Source organism: Nocardia sp. NPDC049149, assembly GCF_043197455.1.
In the GTDB taxonomy this organism is placed as follows: Bacteria; Actinomycetota; Actinomycetes; order Mycobacteriales; family Mycobacteriaceae; genus Nocardia.
In genome coordinates, this window is record NZ_JBICTD010000004.1 from 1 (window position 1) to 20383 (window position 20383).

Below are 20383 nucleotides of genomic sequence, written 5' to 3' on the forward strand. Positions count from 1 at the left end.
CCCCGATACGCCCGAACCTCCAACTGCCGCTTCCCATACGCCAACACACACCTCCGAGATCAAGGTGTTGCGACGACCAGTTGAATCCAGCTTGGGATCCTCTATCTGTATGGTGCACAACATCTTTCACGTCCCAACCCTCGCGTTCCCGAGTCCATATCGCATGCTCGATCGCATCGAGAACCAGAGCCGTGGTCATCGATGTCGAGGTGCGCCAGCCCAGGATTCGGCGGGCGTAGGCGTCGATCACGAAGGCGACATACACCCACCCCGACCAGGTGGACACATACGTGATGTCGGCGACCCACAGGCGGTTCGGCGCCGATGGCGCGAAGCGCCGCTGCACCAGGTCGACCGGCCGCGTCGCGGCCGGGTCGGCGACGGTGGCGCGTTTGACCCTGCCGCGCGATACCCCGCGCAACCCGAGCTCACGCATCAGACGTTCGATCGTGCAGCGCGCCACCCGGCGGCCTTCCCGATTCAGTTGCAGCCACACCTTCCTCGCGCCGTAGGCATTGAAGTTCTCGCTGTGGACACGGAGGATTTCGGCCTTCAATTCCTCATCACGCAACTCCTGCTTGGTGGGAGTACGTTTGCGGTGCTCGTAATAGGTCGAGGGGGCGACTTTCACGCCGAGCTCGGTGAGCGCGGCGCAGATCGACTCGACGCCCCACTTCAGGCCGCCGCTCTCACGGCGGCCCTGGTGTTCGGTGATGAACCGAACGATCAGCGGTGAGGCCGGTCGATCTCGGCTGCGAAGAAAGCCGACGCTGCTTTCAGAATTGCGTTGGCGCGTTTGAGTTCTGCGTTCTCGCGGCGCAGCCGCTTGAGCTCCTCGGACTCCTCTGTGGTGACACCCGGACGAACACCTGTGTCGACCTGACCTTGCCGGACCCACTTGCGGACCGTCTCCGGAGTCCCCACTCCGAGCAGATCCGCGACCGCCCTCATCGCGGCCCACTCCGACTCGTGCTGATCCGAGACCTCCACGAACATCCGCACAGCCCGCTCACGCAACTCGACCGGGTACTTCTTCCTCGACGACACGACTCCATCCTTCACAGAAGACGAAGTCCCTGGACTCACCGGGGGGATTCAGGTCGCTTCTTGTCACCTGGGTGTGAAACTATCCGCGATTGATCGACAACCCATGAAGCACGGACAGGCCGAACTTGGATGACGCTGACACGCGACGAGGCATTGGCGCTACTAATAGACTCGCGCTCGGCGCAGCGGCGACGCGGCGCAAAACGGCTGCGCGCGCTCGCAGACCCGACAGCGGCGACCCAGATCCGCACTGCGCTCGAATGCGAAATGCTGGACAAACGCACTTGGGAGACGCAGTACCAACTGATCATGGCACTGGGAATGTCTGGCAGCCGCGGGGATGTCGAACTGCTGAAAACACTGGCGCTGCACCCTCGCTCGGCAACGACGGTCAACGCGGCACTTGGCGACGCCATCGTCCGGCTGGGTCGCGAAGTCGACGACGACCCGGCTCCCGCTGTGTGGTGCGTGCAGCAAGATGTGGGACTTCTCGCTGACGGTGCGCTGCGCGGTCGCGATGCTGCGACTGAGATTCCCCGGCTCCGCGGTGGACGCCGTCCTCGACTACGCGGAGGCCAATTTCCACGATCTCGACCATAAGTTCCTGGCGTACTGGCCAGCGGTCGCGGCAGCTGGTTGGTCCGGACCTCGCGTGCGGGCCTTTCTGACCCTATGCTCGCAAGACGATCGCCAGATCATCGCAGAAGCCGCGGCGGACGCGCTGAACGGCCGCTACGGCAACTACATGAGCGTGTTGTAATGACGTGCATCCGAAGCACAAGTCCGGGCGACTCACCGGTCATCGGGCAGTTCAGTGCTTTCAGCTCGGCCAGTTCGACTCGGCCCGTTGATCTTCCGATGGCACCGCGTCGGCCGCTTCGAACCGCGCGCTCCGCGGTGCGGGGCTTTGATTCTGCCTAGGGCAAAAGCTTGAACGGTGGTAGGTGGTCGTTCGGACATGTCCCGGGAGATTTGCCCGCGCGGTCGCTACCTTGGTGGTCCGCCGCAAGTTCTGGTTCCGCAGTGGCTCCGACCCTTTCGGCAGTCGTCGCAGGGTACGGTCCAGCAGGTGAACATCGAGGTCGTCGACGTGACAGAAGGCGCGGGAGTAATCGATGTCCGGGGCGATTGCGGATCGCACGGGGCAGTACGGTCAAAGCCTGCTTTATTTGGGTGGGAACGCGGTGGGGCTGGATATAGCTGATTTCGCTGGCAGCATCGGCCGCTTGTTTGTGCGGGCGCCGGAGCGAGCGCCCCGGCCCGAAGAGTTGCAGGCTTTGCGTGACCTGACCGCCGAGGGCTACAGCAACGGTAGCCTCGCCGAAATTCTCGCGCCGCTGCTCACGCTGATGGCCGACGGCCGCTACGAGTTACGATCCCCCGAACCGGTTACCAACCGGATCGTCGAAGGTTTCCAGGCTTGGTACAGCTCGACGAAATGGGGCATCAGCCAACCCAAGCCCGACGAGCCGAGCGGCATTTACCCGTTGGAGGACTGGCTGACACCGACCGAACACTGGCCACCGACCGACACCGCGGCGGTCGAGCGGTATCGCACGACACTCCGCCAGGGCGCACGGCCGGTGGTCATCGCCCTGCGTGCCGGGGCCGAAAACCTATGGAGTGGTTTCGTTCTCGACGGCCACCACAAGCTCGCTGCCTACCGTGCCGAAGAGCTCGCCCCGACGGTGCTGTGCATCGCGCGAGTGGGCGCACCACCGATCACGGCCGAGGAGGTCCGAGACCATTTCCCTCGCACAGCCGAGCATTCGGAGATGAAATGGGCGATGGCCGCCCTGGAGCGCCATGATCAGCGACCACTCGAGCAACCTGGCCAGCCTTACCGAGACCGATGATCCGACCGGAAGCCAGCACGGTAAGCGCTCGGCGCGGGTAGCTGAACCGTCCCCGACTTCCCGTTCGTACCCAACGTCTTCCGCCCTGAAATCGCAGTAGGGCGCGTTGCTGCAGCGTCGGTCGCGAGCGCGCCAGCCGAGCGCTCAGGCCGGGTAGGCCGGGCGCATCGCTGCGCCCGGCCCCCTCAGAACGCGTCTGAGAACTTTCGGTTTCTGGCGGATGGGCTTGAGATTCGAATGAACGAACGGCGTAAGGACAGCGTTAGCCACCCGAGCAGTACCGTGCGGAGAGCAGCCCACCTGACTGTTCGCTTCGGTCCGGTAAGTACTGTGTGACTTCTACTAGCCGCTGCAGGGGATGCCGGTATGGACGAGGACAAGGCACAAGCCGTGGTCGTGGCCCTTCGCAAGGGGAAAGGGCGTGGGCTGTCGGCCGTCGAGCTGGCCCGGATGGCTAAGCAGGAGCTGGGCGAGGATTTCCAGGCCATCACCTTCATCAAGGTTTTCTGGAACGCCTTCGAGATCCCGCTGCCTGTTCTGCAGCAGGCGGCATGTTGGCGCGGATTCTGGACGGCTACGCCAGAAGCCGGAACAACGGACGAGGAGTTGGAACGGCTGCTGGAGCCGTGGCTAGGGTATGCCGCGCAATAAGTGAGCGTCCGGGACCTCGGTCATGCTCGGGTGAGTCGGCGTGACATGGTCATGATGGTGGCGATGTAGACCATGGATTCGTGGTGCTCGGGTCGGGTTTCGTAGTCGCGGACGCAGCGGCGGTGCTTGCTGATCCAGGCCAGCGTTCGTTCCACGACCCAACGGCGCGGCAGCACGACGAAGCCGGGATCGGCGCGTTTGACGATCGTCACCGACAGGTTCAAGACCTGATCCGCCCAGCGCACCAGCCTGCCCGCGTCGCCGGCATCCGCCCAGGTCGGTGTGATGGTGGAGAACCGCTCCCGCAGCCTCGCCAGCAGCGGCACCGCGCCGTCGCGGTCCTGGGTGCTGGCGGCGGTGACCACGACCGCCAGCAGCAGACCCATGGTGTCGGTGGCGATATGGCGTTTACGGCCGCCGACTTTCTTGCCGTTGTCCCATCCGCGTGATGCCGCGGGCACGGTGTCAGCGGCCCGCACGGATTGGGAGTCGATGATCGCCGCTGTCGGAGCAGGGCTGCGGCCTGCGCGTACTCGGATCCGATCACGCAGCACGTCGGTGATCCGTTGCCATACACCGGCTTTGGTCCAGCGGCAGAAGATGTCGTAGACCGTCATCGCCGGTGGGAAGTCGGTGGGCAGCGCCCGCCAGGCGATGCCGCCGCGCACCAGGTAGAAGATCGCGTCCAGCACCAGGCGGCGTGGATGTTTCTCACCGCGACCGCCCTTGCCGCCGGTGTTACCCGGTCGCGGCAGCAGCGGTTGCAGCAGCGCCGACTGCTCGTCACTGCACGAGGACGGATACACCGGACACAGTGTCGGCGACTCGCTGTGGATTGGGCATGACGAACACAGACAACTCGGCGATACTGGCACACGAACTCCTGGCAGAACATGGTCTCGACAACCAGTGATCTACCAGGAGTCCTTCTGTCACGGCGACACCACACCGGGTCGAACATCATTCAGCTGTAACCACATTCGACTATCCAGCACCATCGAGATCAGCACGACCGAATTCTCCAGCAACTCACCACCAGCCGCGGCTGACGAGAGTTCCCGGACGCTCACTGAGAGCGCGAACCGGCTAGGTGCGGTCCGGGCCGAAGCAGCCCGATACCAACTACCTCCGTCCTTGACAACGATGCCGACCGCACGCTAGTACTCCAGCCGGACTTCGTGATCATGTGAGCTGGCTACCGCTGTTGTCGTGGGCCGAGGTAGTCGTAGGACTCCGCGATGAGCTCGGTCGCAGTGTTGGTTCGGCTGACGAAGATTCCGGGGAGTGCGAAATGGTCGGCGCCGGGTATTTGCGCGTGGTAGACGAACTGGCAGGTCAGCCAGGCCGGATCGGCCATTGGCCGCATGATCACGTCACGAACCCGCAGGGTCAGGCCCATGTCGCGGAAGCTGGCGAAGTGACGTCGCAGCTGCTCGCGGCCGACGAGGAGCGCGGATTCGTCGTCAGCGAAGGGATGGTGGACCACGGCATCCTCGTCATACAAGTCCGCCAGCTCGTCCCAGCGTGAATCCGACATGAGAGAGAAGAAGGTCCGCAGGATCGACTCAGGCGTGATCGTCATAATCCACCACTGTAGCCGTCCGATGGTGCTGGTGGTCGGTGGGCTGGAAGTGGAGCGGCCACCGCGTGTTCTTGTTGTGTTTGTGTGGGACACAACTGAATTGGCGGTGGTCGCGGGCAACAGCATAGACCCTGACCGGTGGGCGGAGGGCTGGGAGGAGTTGATGGGGGTGATCGCACCGCGTTTCGGGCGTGCCGAGACACGGCAGAAGGCACGAAAGATGGTGCGGGGCTTGATGTCCGAGCTTCCGGTCAAGAATTGCTGGACGCTGGCCGAGCAGGCGAGCGAGGAAACACCGGATGCGATGCAACATCTGCTGGCGCGTGCGGTGTGGGACGAGGACGCGGTCCGCGACGACCTGCGCGGATACGTCGTCGACCATCTCGGTGCGGCCGGCGCGATCCTGGTTGTCGATGAAAGTGGCGATCTGAAAAAGGGAAACCGGAGTGTGGGTGTGCAGCGCCAATACACCGGTACCGCCGGGCGCCTCGAGAATTCGCAGGTCGCGGTCTATCTCGCTATGCCACCGAGGCCGGGCACGCGTTCCTCGACGCCGAGCTCTACCTGCCGAAATCCTGGACCGAGGATCCGGCCCGCTGCGCGCGGGGCGGGATCCCCAACTGATCGCGACCTGGACCCGACAAGTCCAATCCGAACGTGAGGCGGCCGCTGCACAACTCACCGCTATAGCGGCCGCAACCGAAGCACGTCCTACATTGACCCGCAACGAGATTCGCGACCTCGTGAAGTCCTTCGGCGGCCTCATCAAGATCCTGCGGGCCGCCGACCCTACCGACAAACTCGAGGTCTACCGACAACTCGGCCTCAGAATGACCTACAACCACGAAACACGGCTGGTGGTGGCTGAAGTTCAGCCACCACCAGCCGTGTGCGTAAATATCGTGTCCGGAGGGGGACTTGAACCCCCACGCCCGTTAAAGGGCACTAGCACCTCAAGCTAGCGCGTCTGCCATTCCGCCACCCGGACCGGTGGTGCTCAGCAAGATTATAGGATGGCGGCGCGTGGACCAAATCGCGCGTTGACCGCGTGTTTTGGCGGGGGTTGCGGCTCGGATGACGGAGGTTGCGGGAGGGCTTCCACGGAGGTGGGGTGGAAGCCCTGTCCATGGTTCAGACGAGTTCCTCGAAGGTGCGGTCGAAGCCCAGGGCGCCGTGCCCATCGGCTACCTGACGGTCGAGGAGGTTTTTGAGGGGAGCCACGAGGTCGGTTGCGGTGCCGGTTTCGCGGCTGGCGCGGTTGATGGCGTCGAGTGCGGCCTTGTGGAAGGCGATGGATTGGACTGGGTTGGTGTAGTCCCCCGAGTCGATGATCCGGCCGTAGGCGGGAAGCCCCTGAGCCATCGCGGTGATCCAGGCGACGGCGCGTTCGGCGAAGTCGGCGGCCGTGACACCGACGGAGCGCACCATGGCGGCGCCGTGCATGAAGCCGCCGAACATGGCGTACATGGCGGAGAGCAGGGCGAAATCGTAGGTGGATGCGAAGCCGGCGTCGGTGCCGAAATAGACTGTGTCGGCGAGCAATTCGAGTGTTTCCCGGTGCTGCTCGAAGAGCGGTTGCGAGCCGCTGTACAGGATCGACGCACCGATCTGGCCGATCATCGAGGGAACAGCCATGATGCCGCCGTCGAGGTAGTCGATGCCGTGTGCGGCGGCCCAGGCGGCCAGTTCGCGGGCTTCGTCGGGGGTGGTGCTGGTCAGGTTGAGCAGCTGCTTGCCTGCCAGGTCGGCGGCGACAGGGTCGAGGATGGTGTGCACCGAGGCATGGTCGAGGAGGACGGTGATGATCAGGTCGCTCGCCTGGACGGCGGCGCGGGCCGAGGGGGCGCTGGTTGCGCCTGCGGCGACGAGCAAAGCGTCCTTGCCTGGAGTGCGGTTCCAGACCGTGGTCGGGCGGTCGCCCTTGCGGAGAGCCGCGGCCAGCGCCTGGCCCATCGCGCCGAGTCCGAGGACCGTCACCGTGGTGTTCGTGCTATCCGCCATTGCGGGGTCAACTCCTTGGTAGTTCGTGAACGTGGTGGTCAGCGCGCTGAAACCAACACTGCTATTTGCCGTCGGAGCCGACAAGTACCTACTATTTAGTCGGGTACTTACCCATGGGTGTGTGAACTGGTAGGGAGGTCGGGCGATGAGCGGAAAGCGATCGGGGCCATACTTCTGCGGCATCGACGCGGCGATGGACGTGGTCGGCGGGAAGTGGAAAGCGCTGATCTTGTGGGAGCTCGAGGAGCACGGCGTGCGTCGCTTCGGTGAGCTTCGGCGCGGCCTGCCCGGTGTCTCGGAGAAGATGCTGATTCAGCAACTGCGCGAGCTGGAGGAGGACGGCATCGTCTCGCGCGAGATCTACCGCGAAGTGCCGCCGAAGGTCGAGTACCGGCTCACCGAATTGGGTTCCGCGCTCAATCGCGCGCTGGCACCGCTCGGCGCGTGGGGCCGGGAGCGCATCGACCGCATCGGCGCGGACCGCGTCCATCCGTTGACGGTATGAGGTGCGGTTGGGCGCCGATGTTCGCGCAATGATCGAAAAATGATGGATCGTGTGCAACGTTGCGCCGCTTGCTGACGATGTGAAGGTTGTCCGTGTGTTGCGGATCGAAATCGGATCGTAGTAAGGCAGATTCACGTGGTTATTGGGGGCGCAAAGGCGCGTCGGCGAACTCATGGTTCGGTGGCGCCTCGACATCTTCGACTCGTGGCATCGTCGGGTGAGCTCGTCGGGTTCGCGGAGTGTCCGTTCTTGATCGTGTCGGTGATCGAGACGGGGGTGCGCGGTTGGCTGGCGCCGGGGGTTGCGCGAGTGGAGATGGTCAGTGTGGGCGGCACGGTGTACGCGGCGGACATCGCGGGGCAATCATTCACTGTCGCAGTCGATCTGCACAGCGAGTGCGGGTATGCCTTCGAGGCGATCGATCACTTCACGGCTCGGGTGTACGACGGCGGCGACGCCCTGCTGTACGAGGGCCCGGTGCTCGTCTGACGAAGGTGAAAACCTTTGCCGCGCGGGGGAGTTCAGGACGCCGGGGTCAGGCGACTTTCAGTGCTGTGTAGACAAGGGCGAGCAACCCGGCGACAACTGCTGCGCCGAGCAGGACGCCCAACATGGACAGCACCACCCAGCTCAGCCCGGCGAGCACCGCCACCCCCACCCAGGCCAGCCTGGGCGCAACCCGCGACATCAGGTCGAACCCCTTGCCGGGCTTGACGATAAGTGACTCGCCGTCGGCAACGCCTGTGCGGACATAGTCGACGACGGTCGAAAGACGTTCGGTCACCAACGCCGCACCGTGGCCGCCCTCGATGTGCCGGACCTGGCGCGTTCCTGGTGGCACCGAATCGAATCCGGTGAATCCACCGACACCGACATCGCGCATCCGGAACGCACGCAGCCCGCTGCACAGCCAGCCGACCGGCTTGTCCTCGCTGGCGCAAATGTTGACCAGGGAACCGATCTGGCCGTCGTCGGCGCAGCGGATCCAGTCGAAATCGCGGGGGAGCACACTGCCTGCGAGGAAGACATTCTGAAACTCCAGCGCCGGAATCTGTTTCAGCGACTGCCCGAACAGGTATGTGCCGTTGCTGTGCCCGACGAAGTGGAACGGGATACCTGGATGCCGCGCGAGATGGTAGCTGTAGGTGTCGGCGAACCAACGCAGGTTGCGCCGCCGGGTGAATGGCAGCGCGAAATCGTAGGCCGACAGCCGACCGTAGGAGGGCGTCACGACGAGCACATTCTTGTCGGCGTCGAGCAGTTTGGTCTCGAGCTCGCTCGGCCATTCGCCGTTACCGGAACGGATCCCGTGCAGTGCGAAAACCACCGAGGTCTTCGCGGCTTCGTCCGCGGGGATCGCTTCCGGATTGCTGGAACGGAGTGGTTCGATGATCGACGCGCGCAGAATTTCGAAGCGCTGCCCCGGATAGTCCTCGGACAGACCAGGTTCGAGACTGATGATGTCGGCGTGCGTCGCACCGGGCACCACCTTCTGCACGCCGGTGGGCAGCGTCTCCAGATCGCGACTGTCCTCCTGCACGACAGTCTTGTCCTTCTTCCCGCTGACCTGCACCACCATCGGTGCCCGATCGCCCAACTCGGCGATCTCACGCAACCACAGAATTCTCAGGTTGGTGATAAACGGTGCGCCACAAACCAATTCGAGCACGGTGAACATCCGCAGCAGCACCGCGGCCGTCCGCACCGGATACTGCTGCCACCACGGCAGCCGACCGAGATCGACCCCGCGATTCGGCGCGGCCAGCAGCACGATCCGACTCACCGCATCCGCCCAAGGCAGCCGATGCCCGTTGATCCCGCGTAACGCCTGCAGATACGCGTAGCGGTGCATGAGTCCGCCGACGCTGTGCCCGATGAGCACAATCTCCGGCGTCTTACGCGGTCCCGTCCAATACGCGTCGATCCGATCGGCGAGATCCCGGCACCGGTTCGTCATGGTGCCGCGACTGAATCGGCGGATCGGATCAGGGAACTGCCAGTAGAGAGTCTCGTCGGTCCCGTATCCAGGCTCCCGTTGCAGTCGGGCGAACAGACCTGCCGCCGCATCAGGCTTTTCGGCGAGTCCAGGCACGTAAACGATCAGCCGTCGATGCTGCACTTGTGCCGTATCCATCTCGCCCCCGGAATATGGTCAGTAGCGGTCCGCTGGCCTGCGGTGATGCTCTTACCTGATCATCGACCCAGCGCCCGCCGCCGTTTCGTTCGGCCGGAAATCCGTCCCAGCGCCGCTGGAGCCAACGGACTCGTCGGAGGTGCCAACGGCTGCCCTGCCGATCGGTTGGCCCGGACCTCACGTGCGGGCCTTTTTGATCCGATGCTCACAAGACGATCGCCAGATCATCGCCGAAGCCGCAACGGACGCCCTCAACGGTCGCTACAGCAACTACATGAGCGTGCTGTAACTGACGCGCAGCCCAAGCGCAAATCCGAATGACTCACCGGTCATCGGGCAGTTCAGTGCTTTCAGCTCGGCCAGTTCGACTCGGCCCGTTGATCTTCCGATGGCACCGTCCCGGCCGCCGGCACGTTCAGCTCGATGTTCGTCTCCCGCTGCCCGTCCTGGTCGCCGGGCCGAGGAGATCTCCGCGGTCCACACCCGCAGCGCGGGTCCGCTGGGGCGGTTCGGGCGAGGCGGCTCACCGGTAACCACATCGAATCTCTATGCCGCCGCCCGCGAACCGCCGATTGACCCGCGTGCACGCGCTGTTTCTTCTAGCCTGGGTGACAGGCTCATCGGCCAAGTGGGAGGACATGAGCATGGTCGAACCCGTGACGGTGGGGATCGCCGCGGCAGCACTTCTGGCGACGAAGTTCGGCGAGGAATTCGCCCAGCGTGCGGGGGAGGGCGCCTGGAACGCCGTGCAGCGCCTGCGCTCCGTGATCGCCGCGAAGTTTCATGGCGACAACGACACCGAGCGCGCCGTGGCCGCCCTCGAGCAGACGCCGACCGAGCAGACGCGCGCCCTCGTCGCGGCGCGCATCACCGCGGCGGCGCAGCAGGATCCAGTGTTCGGCAACGAGATTCGGCGTCTGGTCGAGGTCGCGCGCCAGGACGAGGCGGTGTCAGGTTTCGTGGCGAAGGCGTTCGACCACGCTAAGCAGGTGAACTTCGGGGGTGACAATGCGGGCCAGATCAACCTGTGACCCGCTGGCGAGCCGATGACGGAGTTCCGCCCGCACGCCGAAGGGCATGCGCGGCAAGTGAATATCGCCGGTGACAACACCGGCACGATCAATGTCGTCACGGTCCACGAAGCGCCACCGCCGCTGCTGACCATCACGAACACTCTGCGACGCGACGTGACGACTCTGATCGGACGTGACGCGGAGTTGCGGCGCATCCTCGACGCCGCGGGGCGGGGGCGGGTGCTGTCCATCCACAGCGTCGACGGTATGGCTGGAGTCGGCAAGACCGCCTTGGTCACCCGGGCCGCGCATCTGCTGGCCGATCGTTTCCCCGACGGTCGATACTTCGTCGATTTGTACGCGCATACGCCAGGCCAGGCCCCGGCGGATCCCGCCGCGGTCCTGGCGACACTGCTCACCTACCTCGGCCTGGACCCGCGCAGCATCCCGGACACGCTGGCCGGACGGCGCGATCTGTGGCTGGATCGCCTTGCCGGGAAACGGGTTCTGCTGGTCCTCGACGACGCTCGCGACCACGCGCAGATCGAACCGCTGCTGCCGGTCGAGCCGGGCTGCCTGGTCCTGATCACGAGCCGCCGACGTCTGGTCGCGCTGGATGGGGTGTTCACCATGTCACTGGAAACGCTCACTCCCGACGCTGCCGTCGACCTGTTCTGGGATCGCTCCCAGCGCACACCCGCCGACGACGACCGCGCGACGGTCGCCGCGATCGTCCGGCGGTGCGGGTACTTGCCGCTGGCTATCGTGCTGCTCGCTGGGCGACTGGCACAGCACCGCAGCTGGACGATCGTGAGCTTGGCCGACAACTTCCTCGCCGCGCAGGACCGGCTCGGCGAGCTCGAAGCCGGGCCGCGCGCGGTGCGTGCGGCGTTCCTGATGTCGTACGCGGATCTTTCGCCCCCGCGGCAACGGCGATTCCGCCGCCTGGCCTTACATCCGGGCCCGGACACCGACGCCTATGCGGCCGCCGCACTCGACGACACCACACCGGAGGCTGCGGCCCGCGACCTGGAGGCCCTCTTCGCCGAGCACCTGATCGAGGAGATCGCGCCGGGCCGCTACCGCCCGCACGACCTGTTACGCGAGTACGCTCGCGAACTGGCGCGCGCCGATCCGGTCGCGGATCGCGACCGCGCGGTGGATCGGCTCTTCGACTTCTATTGCCACACAGCCGATCACGCCAACCAATACCTCGCCCGCGTGACCCGACCGCCGCGGCTCGAACCCGGCCGAGTGACCGTGCCGGCAGACGCGCTGCGCGGCGAGCGGCAGGCGCTGGCATGGATGCGGACGGAACGGGCGAACCTGCTGGCCTGTCTCGACTATGCGACGGCGCACGACCAGACCGCGCGCGTCGTGCGGCTGGCGGGCGCACTGACCGGCCTGCTGGACCGGGACGGGCCATGGCCCCTAGCCATCGAGCTGCTGCAGCGTGCGCTCGGTGCGGCCCGGCGGCTCGGTGACCGGCACGCTGAGGCCGACGCTCTGCACGATATCGGCTGGTTGCGCCAGCGCGGCGGCGACTGCCGGACCGCGGCGGAGTTGCTGGAACAGGCTGTCCTGCTGCACCGCGATCTCGCCGACCGGCTCGGCGAAGCCAACGATCTGCACTACCTGGGCGTGGTGCGGCAGCGGACCGGCGACTATCGCACCGCCGCGGACCTGGTCCGGCAGGCGCTGGCGATGCACCGGGAGGCAGGCAATCGGCTCGGGGAGGCCAGCGCGCTACACGACCTCGGCACCATCGCCACCGCCACCGGCGATTTCTCCGGCGCTGTCGATCTGCTGCGCCAGGCGCTGGCGGGATATCGCGAAATCGGCGCCCGGCGTGGCGAACCCGACGTCCTGCGTGACCTGGGCACGGTCTTGGAAGCGACCGGGAACTATGCGGCCACGGCCGAGGTGTTGCGGCAGGCGCTGGCGATCCATCGGGAGCTCGGGGATCGGCGCGGGGAGGCCAACGACCTGCACGGACTCGGCTCGGTTCGCGGTGTGGCCGGAGACTACCCAGAGGCTGCCGCGCTCCTGGAGCAGGCGTTGGCGCTGCACCGCGAGCTCGGCAATCAGCGCGGTGAGGCCAACGGTTTGCGTGCGCTGGGGTCGGTCCGCGCGGAGGCCGGGGACGCGCAGACCGCCATGGCATTGCTCGAGCGGGCGCTGGACCTGCACCGCGAGCTCGGCGACCGGCGCGGCGAAGCGGACGCGCTGCGTGCCTTGGGCGCGGTGTCTGACCGGATTGGCGATTCCGAAATCGGTGCCCAGATGCTGGAACGGGCCTTGGCGCTGCATCGGGAGATCGGCAACGAGCGTGGCGAAGCGGAGGCGCGCAACACGATCGGCCGACTTCACCTCGGTGCGCCGCGAACCGCGTTGGGAGAGTTCGAGATCGCGCTCGAGATCGCCGCGCGGATACACAGTCCACTCGAGCATGCTCGCGCCCTGGACGGGATCGCCCGCTGCCGGGCCGCTCTCGGCGATGCCACGTCCGCGGTACCCGCGCTGGAACAGGCCGTGGTTTTGTACCGCGAGCTCGGCTCGGCGGAAGCCGATGCGGCGTCGGACTACCTGGCGGCCCTGACGGCACTGCCTTGACTACCGGGCTCGGCCTAAATCAACCAGTCCCGTGGCCATATTCGTCGCGCCGCCGGCCAGCGCCAGCGCCTGAGTGTGCGCACCGACCTCTCGCCGCCGCCCTCCGCGAACGGCGGCAAGGGCACTGAGTCCGATCCTCCGCTATTCCTCTCCCTCGCTGCTCGGTGCTGCTGGCGACCTCACCGCCAGGCTCGACGAGGCTCCCCAGAATGCGCTGTGTCGTCGTTTCCGGAATCTCGGCCAGCGCCGCTGGCCGAGCAAGGTCCGCATCAGTGCGTTGGGGCGGCGGGCCACCCGATTCTGTGAGCGTTTCCGGACTTGGACTGCTGTAAGCCGGGCGGTCGGGATTGCACCACAGGCTGCTGAGACAACGCCGACGCTCACGCCCATCGGCACTATCGGATGTTTTGAGCCGCAGCGACTTCGGAGTGTCGGCAACCACGGCGTGACCGCTTCGCTCAGCGCGCTCAGCGGCTACTTAGCGCGCGTCCATGCCAGGCCGCGCGTTAGGCGCACAAGCGGACCTTTCCGAACGCAGCGCGAGCCAAACCCGCCATGACATGGTCCCGCGCACGGATCGTGGTGGTGCGCACAAGTTCGCCCCATGACTTGTGCGCATCGGTACAGAATCTGCGCGGGATCGAACCCTCAGACTTCGCATAGGGCAGGAGTGGTCGCTGTGGCACACGGTAATCGGCTAGTTAGTCCGTCATTGTGATAGTCCGCGAGAGTTCCGCTGGCCTGAGCACGCGTCGTCCCGCTCGGTCAGCGCGCGACGCAGGTCATCGAGTCAGGCTCCGCCGCTGAGGCGAGGCAGAATGGGCCCGGTGAGTTTGGACCTGGACAGCCTGCAGTGGCTATCCGCGCACCGGACACCGACGTTGACCACGATCGCACGATCGGCCATGAATGTCGGGACCAGTGCCACCGCCATCGGCGCGGCAGGGGTAGTTGGGCTGGTTCTGGTTGTCGCGAAACGTCGGTGGTGGCAGGCGATTACGATCACCGCTTCGGCCATCGCGGTGCTGACGACGGCCGTCGTCATGAAACATGTGGTCCAACGGACACGCCCGCCAGAGGATCTCGCTGTCGTTGCTACCGGCGGGTTTTCGATGCCCTCGTCTGTTGCCGCAATGACAGCTGCGGTCGCTGTCGCCGCTTATCTGACCCTCCCGTGGCAATCGCGGTACAGACGCGGTCTCGCTGCCGTTGCACTCACGATATCTGTCGTACTGGTCGGAGGTGCGATGGTCTACCTAGGAGCGCACTGGCCGAGCGATGTAGTTGTCGGATGGGCTGTGGCCGCCGGCGTCAGTGGTGCAGTCGTCAGTCTGTCCCGAACTGCAGTGCGGCGACGGAATCGGCGGCCACCTCGATCGGTCAGCGAGCCAACACATGGTTATACCTAGGACGCACGCAATTCGGCAGGAGCGGATGTTCGTAGAGCACCACGTGCTGAACATGTCGGCGGCAGAGAACGAGATCCGCGTGCTCAGCGACCCGACCCCAGAATTCGGCGGGTTTGGTGCGAGTTGCAGAGCAGTTGTCCGTCGGGTGTCCAGAGCGTGACGGTGTCGATGGACCAGCCGTCGTCGGCATGCTCGGTGCGGGAGTGCACGAGCACCCATTCGTCGGCCGGTTCGGCGTCGAGGGCGTCGGTGAAATACAACGACAACTCGGCGGTCACGATCGGCGTCGGAGTTGTCAGCACGCCATATAGCGCCGGTGATCCGGTGTCGGCCAGCGCAACGACCGCTTGGGCGTCCGTCGGGCGTTGATCGGTGAACCGCACCCAGTTCAGGAATTCAGCACGGTCACCTCCTGCCAGCGGCTGTACCGGACTCGCCGACCGAAGTTCGAAGTGTGCGGCGATAGGCATCGGATACGTCGGAGTAGGCAGCACCTCGCAGTCTTGCGGCGCGCGAACCCGCGGCATGACCATTCCCTCGTATCGGCATCCGTCGTGGCGCCTGCCGAATGTCGCGGTGGCCAGCAACGCCACTTCGTCGTCTTGATACGCCTGCAACGACACCACACTCGAACTGCGCCGCGCGTGGTTCACGCTCACGTCCATGAGCAGGGGACGCTCGTCGACCGGTTCCAGGAACGACACCGACAGCACGCGTACCCGGTGACTTTCCGGGACCTGTTCCTGCATTGCGGCTAAACCCGATGCGGCAACGGTCCCGCCGTGCGCTCCTTTGTACGACCAGAGGGAACGGTCGATCGTCACAATGCTCTGCGCGCCTGGTAGCGAAGGAATCTCGTTGTGAAGTAGCTGATTCGGTGCGTTCATGTGCTGCTCCTGCCCTGAGTTCACGGGGTGGTCGCACGCCGGGTGCCTTATTCACTGCCTTGTGCCGAAGGTGATGGCGGCTTGGACCCACTATCGAATACTTTGCGGAACACTCGACCAGATATGGGAGCGGCAATGACGATACCGATGAAGAAGATCTATGCCGCTTCGTGAAGTTCGCCCGCTTTGCAGCCTACTGACGTCGCCGTTGATCCGAACATCACCCGTCGCGCCTAAATTCGATCGGATTGCGCCAGTCGAATGTCGCGAAGTAGTGCCCCGATATTCGCGCTATGGCGGATGTGGTCAGCGGAAAGCGTTGCGGTATGCGCGCGGCGCCGTGCCGACTTGGCTGGTGAAATGCCGTCGCAGGGTCACCGCAGTGCCGAATCCGGAGGCCTCAGCGACCTGGTCGATGGACAACTCGGTGGTTTCCAGGAGTTGGCGGGCGCGGTCGATTCTGGCGTGCAGCAGCCATTGCTGGGCGGTGGTGCCGAGTTGGTCCTGGAAGTGCCGCTGCAAGCTGCGCACGGACATCCCGGCCGCACGTGCGATCTCGGTCTGCGACAGCGGACGTTCGAGATGGTGTCCGATCCACTCCAGCACCGGCTGCAGCGCGGACCGATCGGTGGGGCGCGGGATGTGTGGGATGAACTGGGCTTGGCCGCCGTCGCGTTGCAGGGGCATCACCAGGTAGCGGGCGGTATCGGCGGCGATCTCGGCGCCGTAATCGCTGCGGACCATGTGCAGGCACATGTCCATGACCGCGGCCGACCCTGCGGACGTGAGCACCGAACCGTGGTCGACGAACAGCACTGCCGGATCGACGTCGATACTCGGATAGCGTTCGGCGAGTTCAGCGCAGGCCAGCCAATGGGTGGTCGCGCGTTGCCCGTCCAGCAACCCTGTCTGCGCCAGCGTGAACGCACCGGTGCACAACGAGGCGATCCGGGCACCGCGGTCGGCGGCCTGACACACGTGATCGAGCACCCACTGCTCCGCGTGGTGTGGGGGTTGCCCGCCAGGAACCAGCACGGTGTCGGCATTCTCCAGTGCCGACGGCGGCCACGACGGTCGGACGCCGAAACTCGGCTGGCCACGAGTCATGGCAGTCGTTGCCCCGTTTCCGCAGACCCGAACCTCGTAGGCCTTGGTGCCGTCGGCAAGGCGGGCTGCCGCGAAGACCTGCAGGCCGATCACCAGGTCGAAGACCTCGACCCGGTCGGGAAGCACGGCGGCAACGACATGCATTTCGCCATCGTATGGTCCGGTGGGGGCCAATTCGCCGCTGCCGCCCTCGGCTGCGGCGAGTTGGGCCGTGTGGCGTCAGTCATAGCGCCTCAGCTGCCGATTGACGAGGCTAGCAACTCGAGAGCAAACTGGGCTGGCGCTCAGGGGTTAGCAAGTCGCTGTAGGTTCTCGCGCTATTGCCGCGGCCACATCGTCGCGGCCGATTTCGATCGAAGGTTTCATCGAACCACTGGTATCGCAGGGTGGGCGGTAGTCGGGGACGCACAACAGATTTCGGTGGATCAGTCCACTCTCACGAAGAGGACGGAATGATGAACGAAAACGAGTTCGCGCGATACGTGGCGCTGTACAACTCCGGCAACTTTCGCCATGTCGTGGACGACTACTACCACGAGAATATTCGGATCGACATCTACGGCGTGAACTTCACCCGTGGCGCGTTGGACACCTTGCAGTGGCTGCAGAACAGCCACGACGGATTGATCGAAACCATGCTCGTCGACGACCTGCGCATCAGCGCGAACGGTCGCGATGTGTACGCCAGGGTCCGGGAACGGCTGGTCGCCCTCGAAGTCGTGAAGCGGCTCGCATCCGGCCCGTTGGTGCCAGGGCAGGTCAGAACGACGACGTTCCACGCCCATTTCCTCGTCAAGGACGGCAGGTTCGTCCGCATCGCCCTCGACCTGCCGAAAGAACCGCTGCCCCAGCTTGATCGGCCCGTAGCCCCTGCGACTGCTCGCGAGCTCCGGCAGGGCCCGCCGATGATTTCGCCGGATATCGAAGGCGACGCGTGGGTAGTCGACGATCCGGCTCAATGGATCGCTGCCCGTCCGCAATCAGATTGGTTGTCTCCGAACTGAATTGGGTCCCCACCGGGCGGCGGGGGCTTGACGAGGCAGGCCCTCGGCGAGCAACCGACCGGTCTTGCCCCCGCCAACGTCGCTCGCAGGGTAAATGACAAAGCCTTGCACCGCGGGCAGTTGCCGGAATTGGTCCGGACGGTGGGTGGGCCCAACTAGCATCAGTGGCGATTTCTCGTGGCGTTGGATGGTCAGGAGGTCGTCGATGTTCGGTACGAAGTGTGCGCTGGTCGCGGTCGCGGGAGCCGCGACGATGATGCTGTGCTCGATTCCGGCGAGCGCCGCTCCCGAAGACGAGTTCATCACGTTGAACTCCGTGGTCACCTCGTCGCCTGACGGCCTACAGGCTACCGGCACCTATCGGTGTGACGGCGGTATCGGCTATCTCGACGTCTCCGCACAGATGGCGACGAGTGGCAGCGGCACGATCCAGCTGACCAGCTTCCCGCCGGGGGTGACCCTGCAATGCACAAATCGGGTCGAGAGCTGGTCCGTTGTGCTGAAGCCGTCCAACGGGCAGCTGGTGCTGGTGCCCTACACCGAAGGCACCGGCACTGCACAGCTGAACAGGAAGTATTGGAAGACCGATTCGGGGCAGGTGGCCCTCCACTTCGGATGACGCGATGCGCCCTCGGTCGCCGCTTTACTTGCGGCGCTTGGTCTTTCGGGAGGCGCACAGTCCTGCGACCAGGACTCGATGTCGTTGCCCGGCTGACCGGGACAAGCTCCTAGACGGTGGCTCGGACCGATGAGTTTCGGCTGCGGAAGGTGTCTCTTCAAGGGCGGTGGGTGGCAGCTGGCGGTACTCGGTCCACCGGGCCGCTAGCGGCGGCGTCTACGTCGGATGGTGAACGGAGCGGCGTCGTGGTCGCGGGCCAGGGCGAGCATGGCCAGACCGGTGTCGCGAGTGAGCATGTCCAGGTCTTCCAGCACGCCGCCGACGGCGTCGCTGGCGGCCCGGACGTTCTCAGGCGACGCGTCGGCCTGATCGAATACGGCTCGGAGCGTGTGCAATTGCAGCCCGACATCGAACAGGTGCCGGATCAGCCGATCGCTGGAGGCGGCGAAGGTCGCGTGCGGTCCGCTGAAGTCACCGTTCTGCCCGGCCGTCTGGTCTTCGTCGAATCCGTGCTGGTGCAGCGGAGATGCGAGGTCCGGCAGGTGCGGGGGCGGAGCGAGCAACGCCGACACCATCGCTCGGCCGATGGGATCGAAGACGCCGTTGCCCGCTCCCATGCCGGCGGCGATCGCTTGGCCTGCGAAGTCGGAGTAGAGCCGCAACAGTTGTAGTTCCTGCTCGGTGGGTCGGTGCGGACGTCGAAAGTGGGTGGACACCATGGCGACAACGTTGCCGGAGTAGTCGAGCAACGGAGTGGACTGCACGCCGCGGAAGCCGGTGGCCGCGGCGATATCGCGGTGCGCTGCGAAGTCCGCGTCATCGGCGACGTCGTAGATTGCCGTCTGTCCTGCTTTGATGGCGCGGCCGCACGCGGAACCGTCCGCGTCGAGGACGACAGCGAAGTACTCACAGAACTCGTCGTCGAATCCGGCCGCGGTGGTCAGCAGCAAGTTTCCGGTGGCCGGGTCGAGTAGCTGCACGTTGCCGAAGTCGGCTCCGGTCAACTCGATCGCGGCTTCCAGCACCTGCGGCAGCAGCGCGTTCACCGTGACGCGGTTGCGCAGTTGGGCGGTGAGCCGGTGTAGCCGGGACATGGCATCGGGGCGTGCAGCGGCGAATTCCACTGCGGTGGCGAAGTATTGGGCCCGCGCGGCGAGCTGCGCCGGACTCGTGGTTGCACGATGATCGGTGTCGCGGTGGGCCAGCTGGACTTGATCCAGCGCCGCGTCCGGGTTCCAGCTCGATCTCATGAGCGCGACCTTGCCTCTGGGTTCAACGCTGAGTGTCAGTTCCGGAGGTGAATATCGTGATCCCGCAAGACGTCTACCCTGGTACGTGCGTTATTCGACGAGTGTACGTCGATCGTCGGGCGGGAACCAGAGCTGACGGTTGGGTAGATACGCTCGGCTGTTGCCCGCTCGAAGTTACTGCGGCGGCTCGGGTGCGGTCGCTTCGCGGTATTGGATGCCGGTGATGATCTCGGGGTGGATCCGCAGGATGCGGTCCTGGCTGCCCGGCAATCTGGGCCGCAGCATGGCCTGGTAGCGGCTGAGGTCGGACGGGTCGGTGATCGGCTCGGCGGTACCGGTGACAATGATGAACCAGCCAAGCTGGGTGTCCGGGTGGAGGGTGTCCGCTTCGTAGGTGACCACCTGCTGGTATGGCGGAATGCCGATGCCTGAACCGCTGGCGACGACGATCATCTCGTCCTCGATGAGGTGATTGACCGGCCGGATCGTCGGTAGTGCGTGCCGGGCGTACACGATCCGACCGAATCGGACCTTGGCCAGCAGCAGCAGACACTCCGCATCCGAGAGCGGGTGCGAGGTAAGGATTTCCGGTGCTGTCATAGCCACCCTTCGCAGCACTGGCCGACCGATTGATGCGTTGTTCGAGTCTGACTATCATCGCGCGATCGGCCTTCCGAGACCACTGAAAGTCGTTCCGGTTGGAAA

Annotated in this window: 18 protein-coding genes, 1 tRNA gene and 2 pseudogenes; 11 read left to right on the forward strand and 10 right to left on the reverse strand. The window is 65.2% G+C overall.

Annotated features, from left to right (window positions below; all coding sequences use genetic code 11):
• Positions 1 to 91 precede the first annotated feature (91 nt).
• A pseudogene (locus ACGFNJ_RS15880) lies at positions 92 to 996 on the reverse strand (IS3 family transposase); the annotation flags it as partial.
• Positions 997 to 1525: 529 nt separating this feature from the next.
• Here ACGFNJ_RS15880 and ACGFNJ_RS15885 point away from each other — a divergent pair.
• The 3 genes from ACGFNJ_RS15885 (at position 1526) to ACGFNJ_RS15895 (ending at position 3554) form a co-directional block, all read left to right on the forward strand.
• Positions 1526 to 1807, forward strand: coding sequence for a hypothetical protein (locus tag ACGFNJ_RS15885; protein WP_393447881.1), 282 nt, complete (start codon positions 1526 to 1528; stop codon positions 1805 to 1807).
• Positions 1808 to 2162: 355 nt separating this feature from the next.
• The gene (locus tag ACGFNJ_RS15890) at positions 2163 to 2903 is read left to right on the forward strand and encodes a hypothetical protein (RefSeq protein ID WP_393447883.1); all 741 of its coding nucleotides are present in this window, start codon (positions 2163 to 2165) and stop codon (positions 2901 to 2903) included.
• Positions 2904 to 3269: 366 nt separating this feature from the next.
• Complete coding sequence (locus tag ACGFNJ_RS15895; protein WP_393447885.1) at positions 3270 to 3554, forward strand: hypothetical protein; 285 nt, start codon at positions 3270 to 3272, stop codon at positions 3552 to 3554.
• Positions 3555 to 3574: 20 nt separating this feature from the next.
• On the opposite strand, the gene ACGFNJ_RS15900 is transcribed toward ACGFNJ_RS15895, so the two are convergent.
• Positions 3575 to 4360 carry an IS5 family transposase gene (locus tag ACGFNJ_RS15900; RefSeq protein WP_393447887.1) on the reverse strand — a complete coding sequence of 262 codons (786 nt, stop codon included), beginning with the start codon at positions 4358 to 4360 and terminating at the stop codon, positions 3575 to 3577.
• Positions 4361 to 4749: 389 nt separating this feature from the next.
• Positions 4750 to 5136, reverse strand: coding sequence for a nuclear transport factor 2 family protein (locus ACGFNJ_RS15905; RefSeq protein ID WP_393447889.1), 387 nt, complete (start codon positions 5134 to 5136; stop codon positions 4750 to 4752).
• Positions 5137 to 5299: 163 nt separating this feature from the next.
• On the opposite strand from ACGFNJ_RS15905, the pseudogene ACGFNJ_RS15910 reads away from it, so the two are divergent.
• Positions 5300 to 5751: pseudogene (locus tag ACGFNJ_RS15910) on the forward strand (IS701 family transposase); the annotation flags it as partial.
• Positions 5752 to 6039: 288 nt separating this feature from the next.
• On the opposite strand, the gene ACGFNJ_RS15915 reads toward ACGFNJ_RS15910, so the two are convergent.
• A tRNA-Leu gene (locus tag ACGFNJ_RS15915) sits at positions 6040 to 6124 on the reverse strand.
• Positions 6125 to 6267: 143 nt separating this feature from the next.
• Positions 6268 to 7137 (reverse strand): NAD(P)-dependent oxidoreductase, encoded by an 870-nt coding sequence (locus ACGFNJ_RS15920; RefSeq protein WP_393447891.1) that lies wholly within the window; start codon positions 7135 to 7137, stop codon positions 6268 to 6270.
• A gap of 145 nt (positions 7138 to 7282) precedes the next feature.
• Between ACGFNJ_RS15920 and ACGFNJ_RS15925 the strand changes: the two genes are divergently transcribed.
• Positions 7283 to 7642, forward strand: a complete 360-nt coding sequence (locus tag ACGFNJ_RS15925) for a winged helix-turn-helix transcriptional regulator (protein ID WP_393447893.1) — start codon at positions 7283 to 7285, stop codon at positions 7640 to 7642.
• A gap of 204 nt (positions 7643 to 7846) precedes the next feature.
• The gene (locus ACGFNJ_RS15930) at positions 7847 to 8131 is read left to right on the forward strand and encodes a hypothetical protein (protein WP_393447895.1); all 285 of its coding nucleotides are present in this window, start codon (positions 7847 to 7849) and stop codon (positions 8129 to 8131) included.
• 46 nt (positions 8132 to 8177) lie between these two features.
• Here ACGFNJ_RS15930 and ACGFNJ_RS15935 read toward each other — a convergent pair whose 3' ends face one another.
• Positions 8178 to 9776, reverse strand: coding sequence for an esterase/lipase family protein (locus tag ACGFNJ_RS15935; protein WP_393447897.1), 1599 nt, complete (start codon positions 9774 to 9776; stop codon positions 8178 to 8180).
• A gap of 644 nt (positions 9777 to 10420) precedes the next feature.
• Here ACGFNJ_RS15935 and ACGFNJ_RS15940 point away from each other — a divergent pair.
• The 3 genes from ACGFNJ_RS15940 (at position 10421) to ACGFNJ_RS15950 (ending at position 14811) form a co-directional block, all read left to right on the forward strand.
• Positions 10421 to 10807, forward strand: coding sequence for a hypothetical protein (locus tag ACGFNJ_RS15940; RefSeq protein WP_393447899.1), 387 nt, complete (start codon positions 10421 to 10423; stop codon positions 10805 to 10807).
• 15 nt (positions 10808 to 10822) lie between these two features.
• Entirely contained in the window at positions 10823 to 13402 is a 2580-nt protein-coding gene (locus tag ACGFNJ_RS15945) for an ATP-binding protein (RefSeq protein WP_393447901.1), read from the forward strand.
• 905 nt (positions 13403 to 14307) lie between these two features.
• Positions 14308 to 14811, forward strand: a complete 504-nt coding sequence (locus ACGFNJ_RS15950; protein WP_393449971.1) for a phosphatase PAP2 family protein — start codon at positions 14308 to 14310, stop codon at positions 14809 to 14811.
• Between the two features lie 83 nt (positions 14812 to 14894).
• Here the strand turns inward: ACGFNJ_RS15950 and ACGFNJ_RS15955 are convergent, their stop codons facing one another.
• Together ACGFNJ_RS15955 and ACGFNJ_RS15960 are read right to left on the reverse strand one after the other, a co-directional pair.
• Entirely contained in the window at positions 14895 to 15698 is an 804-nt protein-coding gene (locus ACGFNJ_RS15955) for an acyl-CoA thioesterase (protein ID WP_393447903.1), read from the reverse strand.
• A 306-nt stretch (positions 15699 to 16004) separates the two neighbouring features.
• A complete protein-coding gene (locus ACGFNJ_RS15960; RefSeq protein ID WP_393447905.1) occupies positions 16005 to 16949 on the reverse strand; it encodes a GlxA family transcriptional regulator in 945 nt (314 codons plus the stop codon).
• A gap of 311 nt (positions 16950 to 17260) precedes the next feature.
• Between ACGFNJ_RS15960 and ACGFNJ_RS15965 the strand changes: the two genes are divergently transcribed.
• Complete coding sequence (locus tag ACGFNJ_RS15965) at positions 17261 to 17809, forward strand: hypothetical protein (RefSeq protein ID WP_393447907.1); 549 nt, start codon at positions 17261 to 17263, stop codon at positions 17807 to 17809.
• Between the two features lie 205 nt (positions 17810 to 18014).
• Positions 18015 to 18428 (forward strand): hypothetical protein, encoded by a 414-nt coding sequence (locus ACGFNJ_RS15970; RefSeq protein WP_393447909.1) that lies wholly within the window; start codon positions 18015 to 18017, stop codon positions 18426 to 18428.
• Positions 18429 to 18631: 203 nt separating this feature from the next.
• Here the strand turns inward: ACGFNJ_RS15970 and ACGFNJ_RS15975 are convergent, their stop codons facing one another.
• A complete protein-coding gene (locus ACGFNJ_RS15975; RefSeq protein ID WP_393447911.1) occupies positions 18632 to 19678 on the reverse strand; it encodes a GAF domain-containing protein in 1047 nt (348 codons plus the stop codon).
• Positions 19679 to 19852: 174 nt separating this feature from the next.
• The gene (locus tag ACGFNJ_RS15980) at positions 19853 to 20278 is read right to left on the reverse strand and encodes a pyridoxamine 5'-phosphate oxidase family protein (RefSeq protein WP_393447913.1); all 426 of its coding nucleotides are present in this window, start codon (positions 20276 to 20278) and stop codon (positions 19853 to 19855) included.
• Between the last annotated feature and the right edge of the window lie 105 nt (positions 20279 to 20383).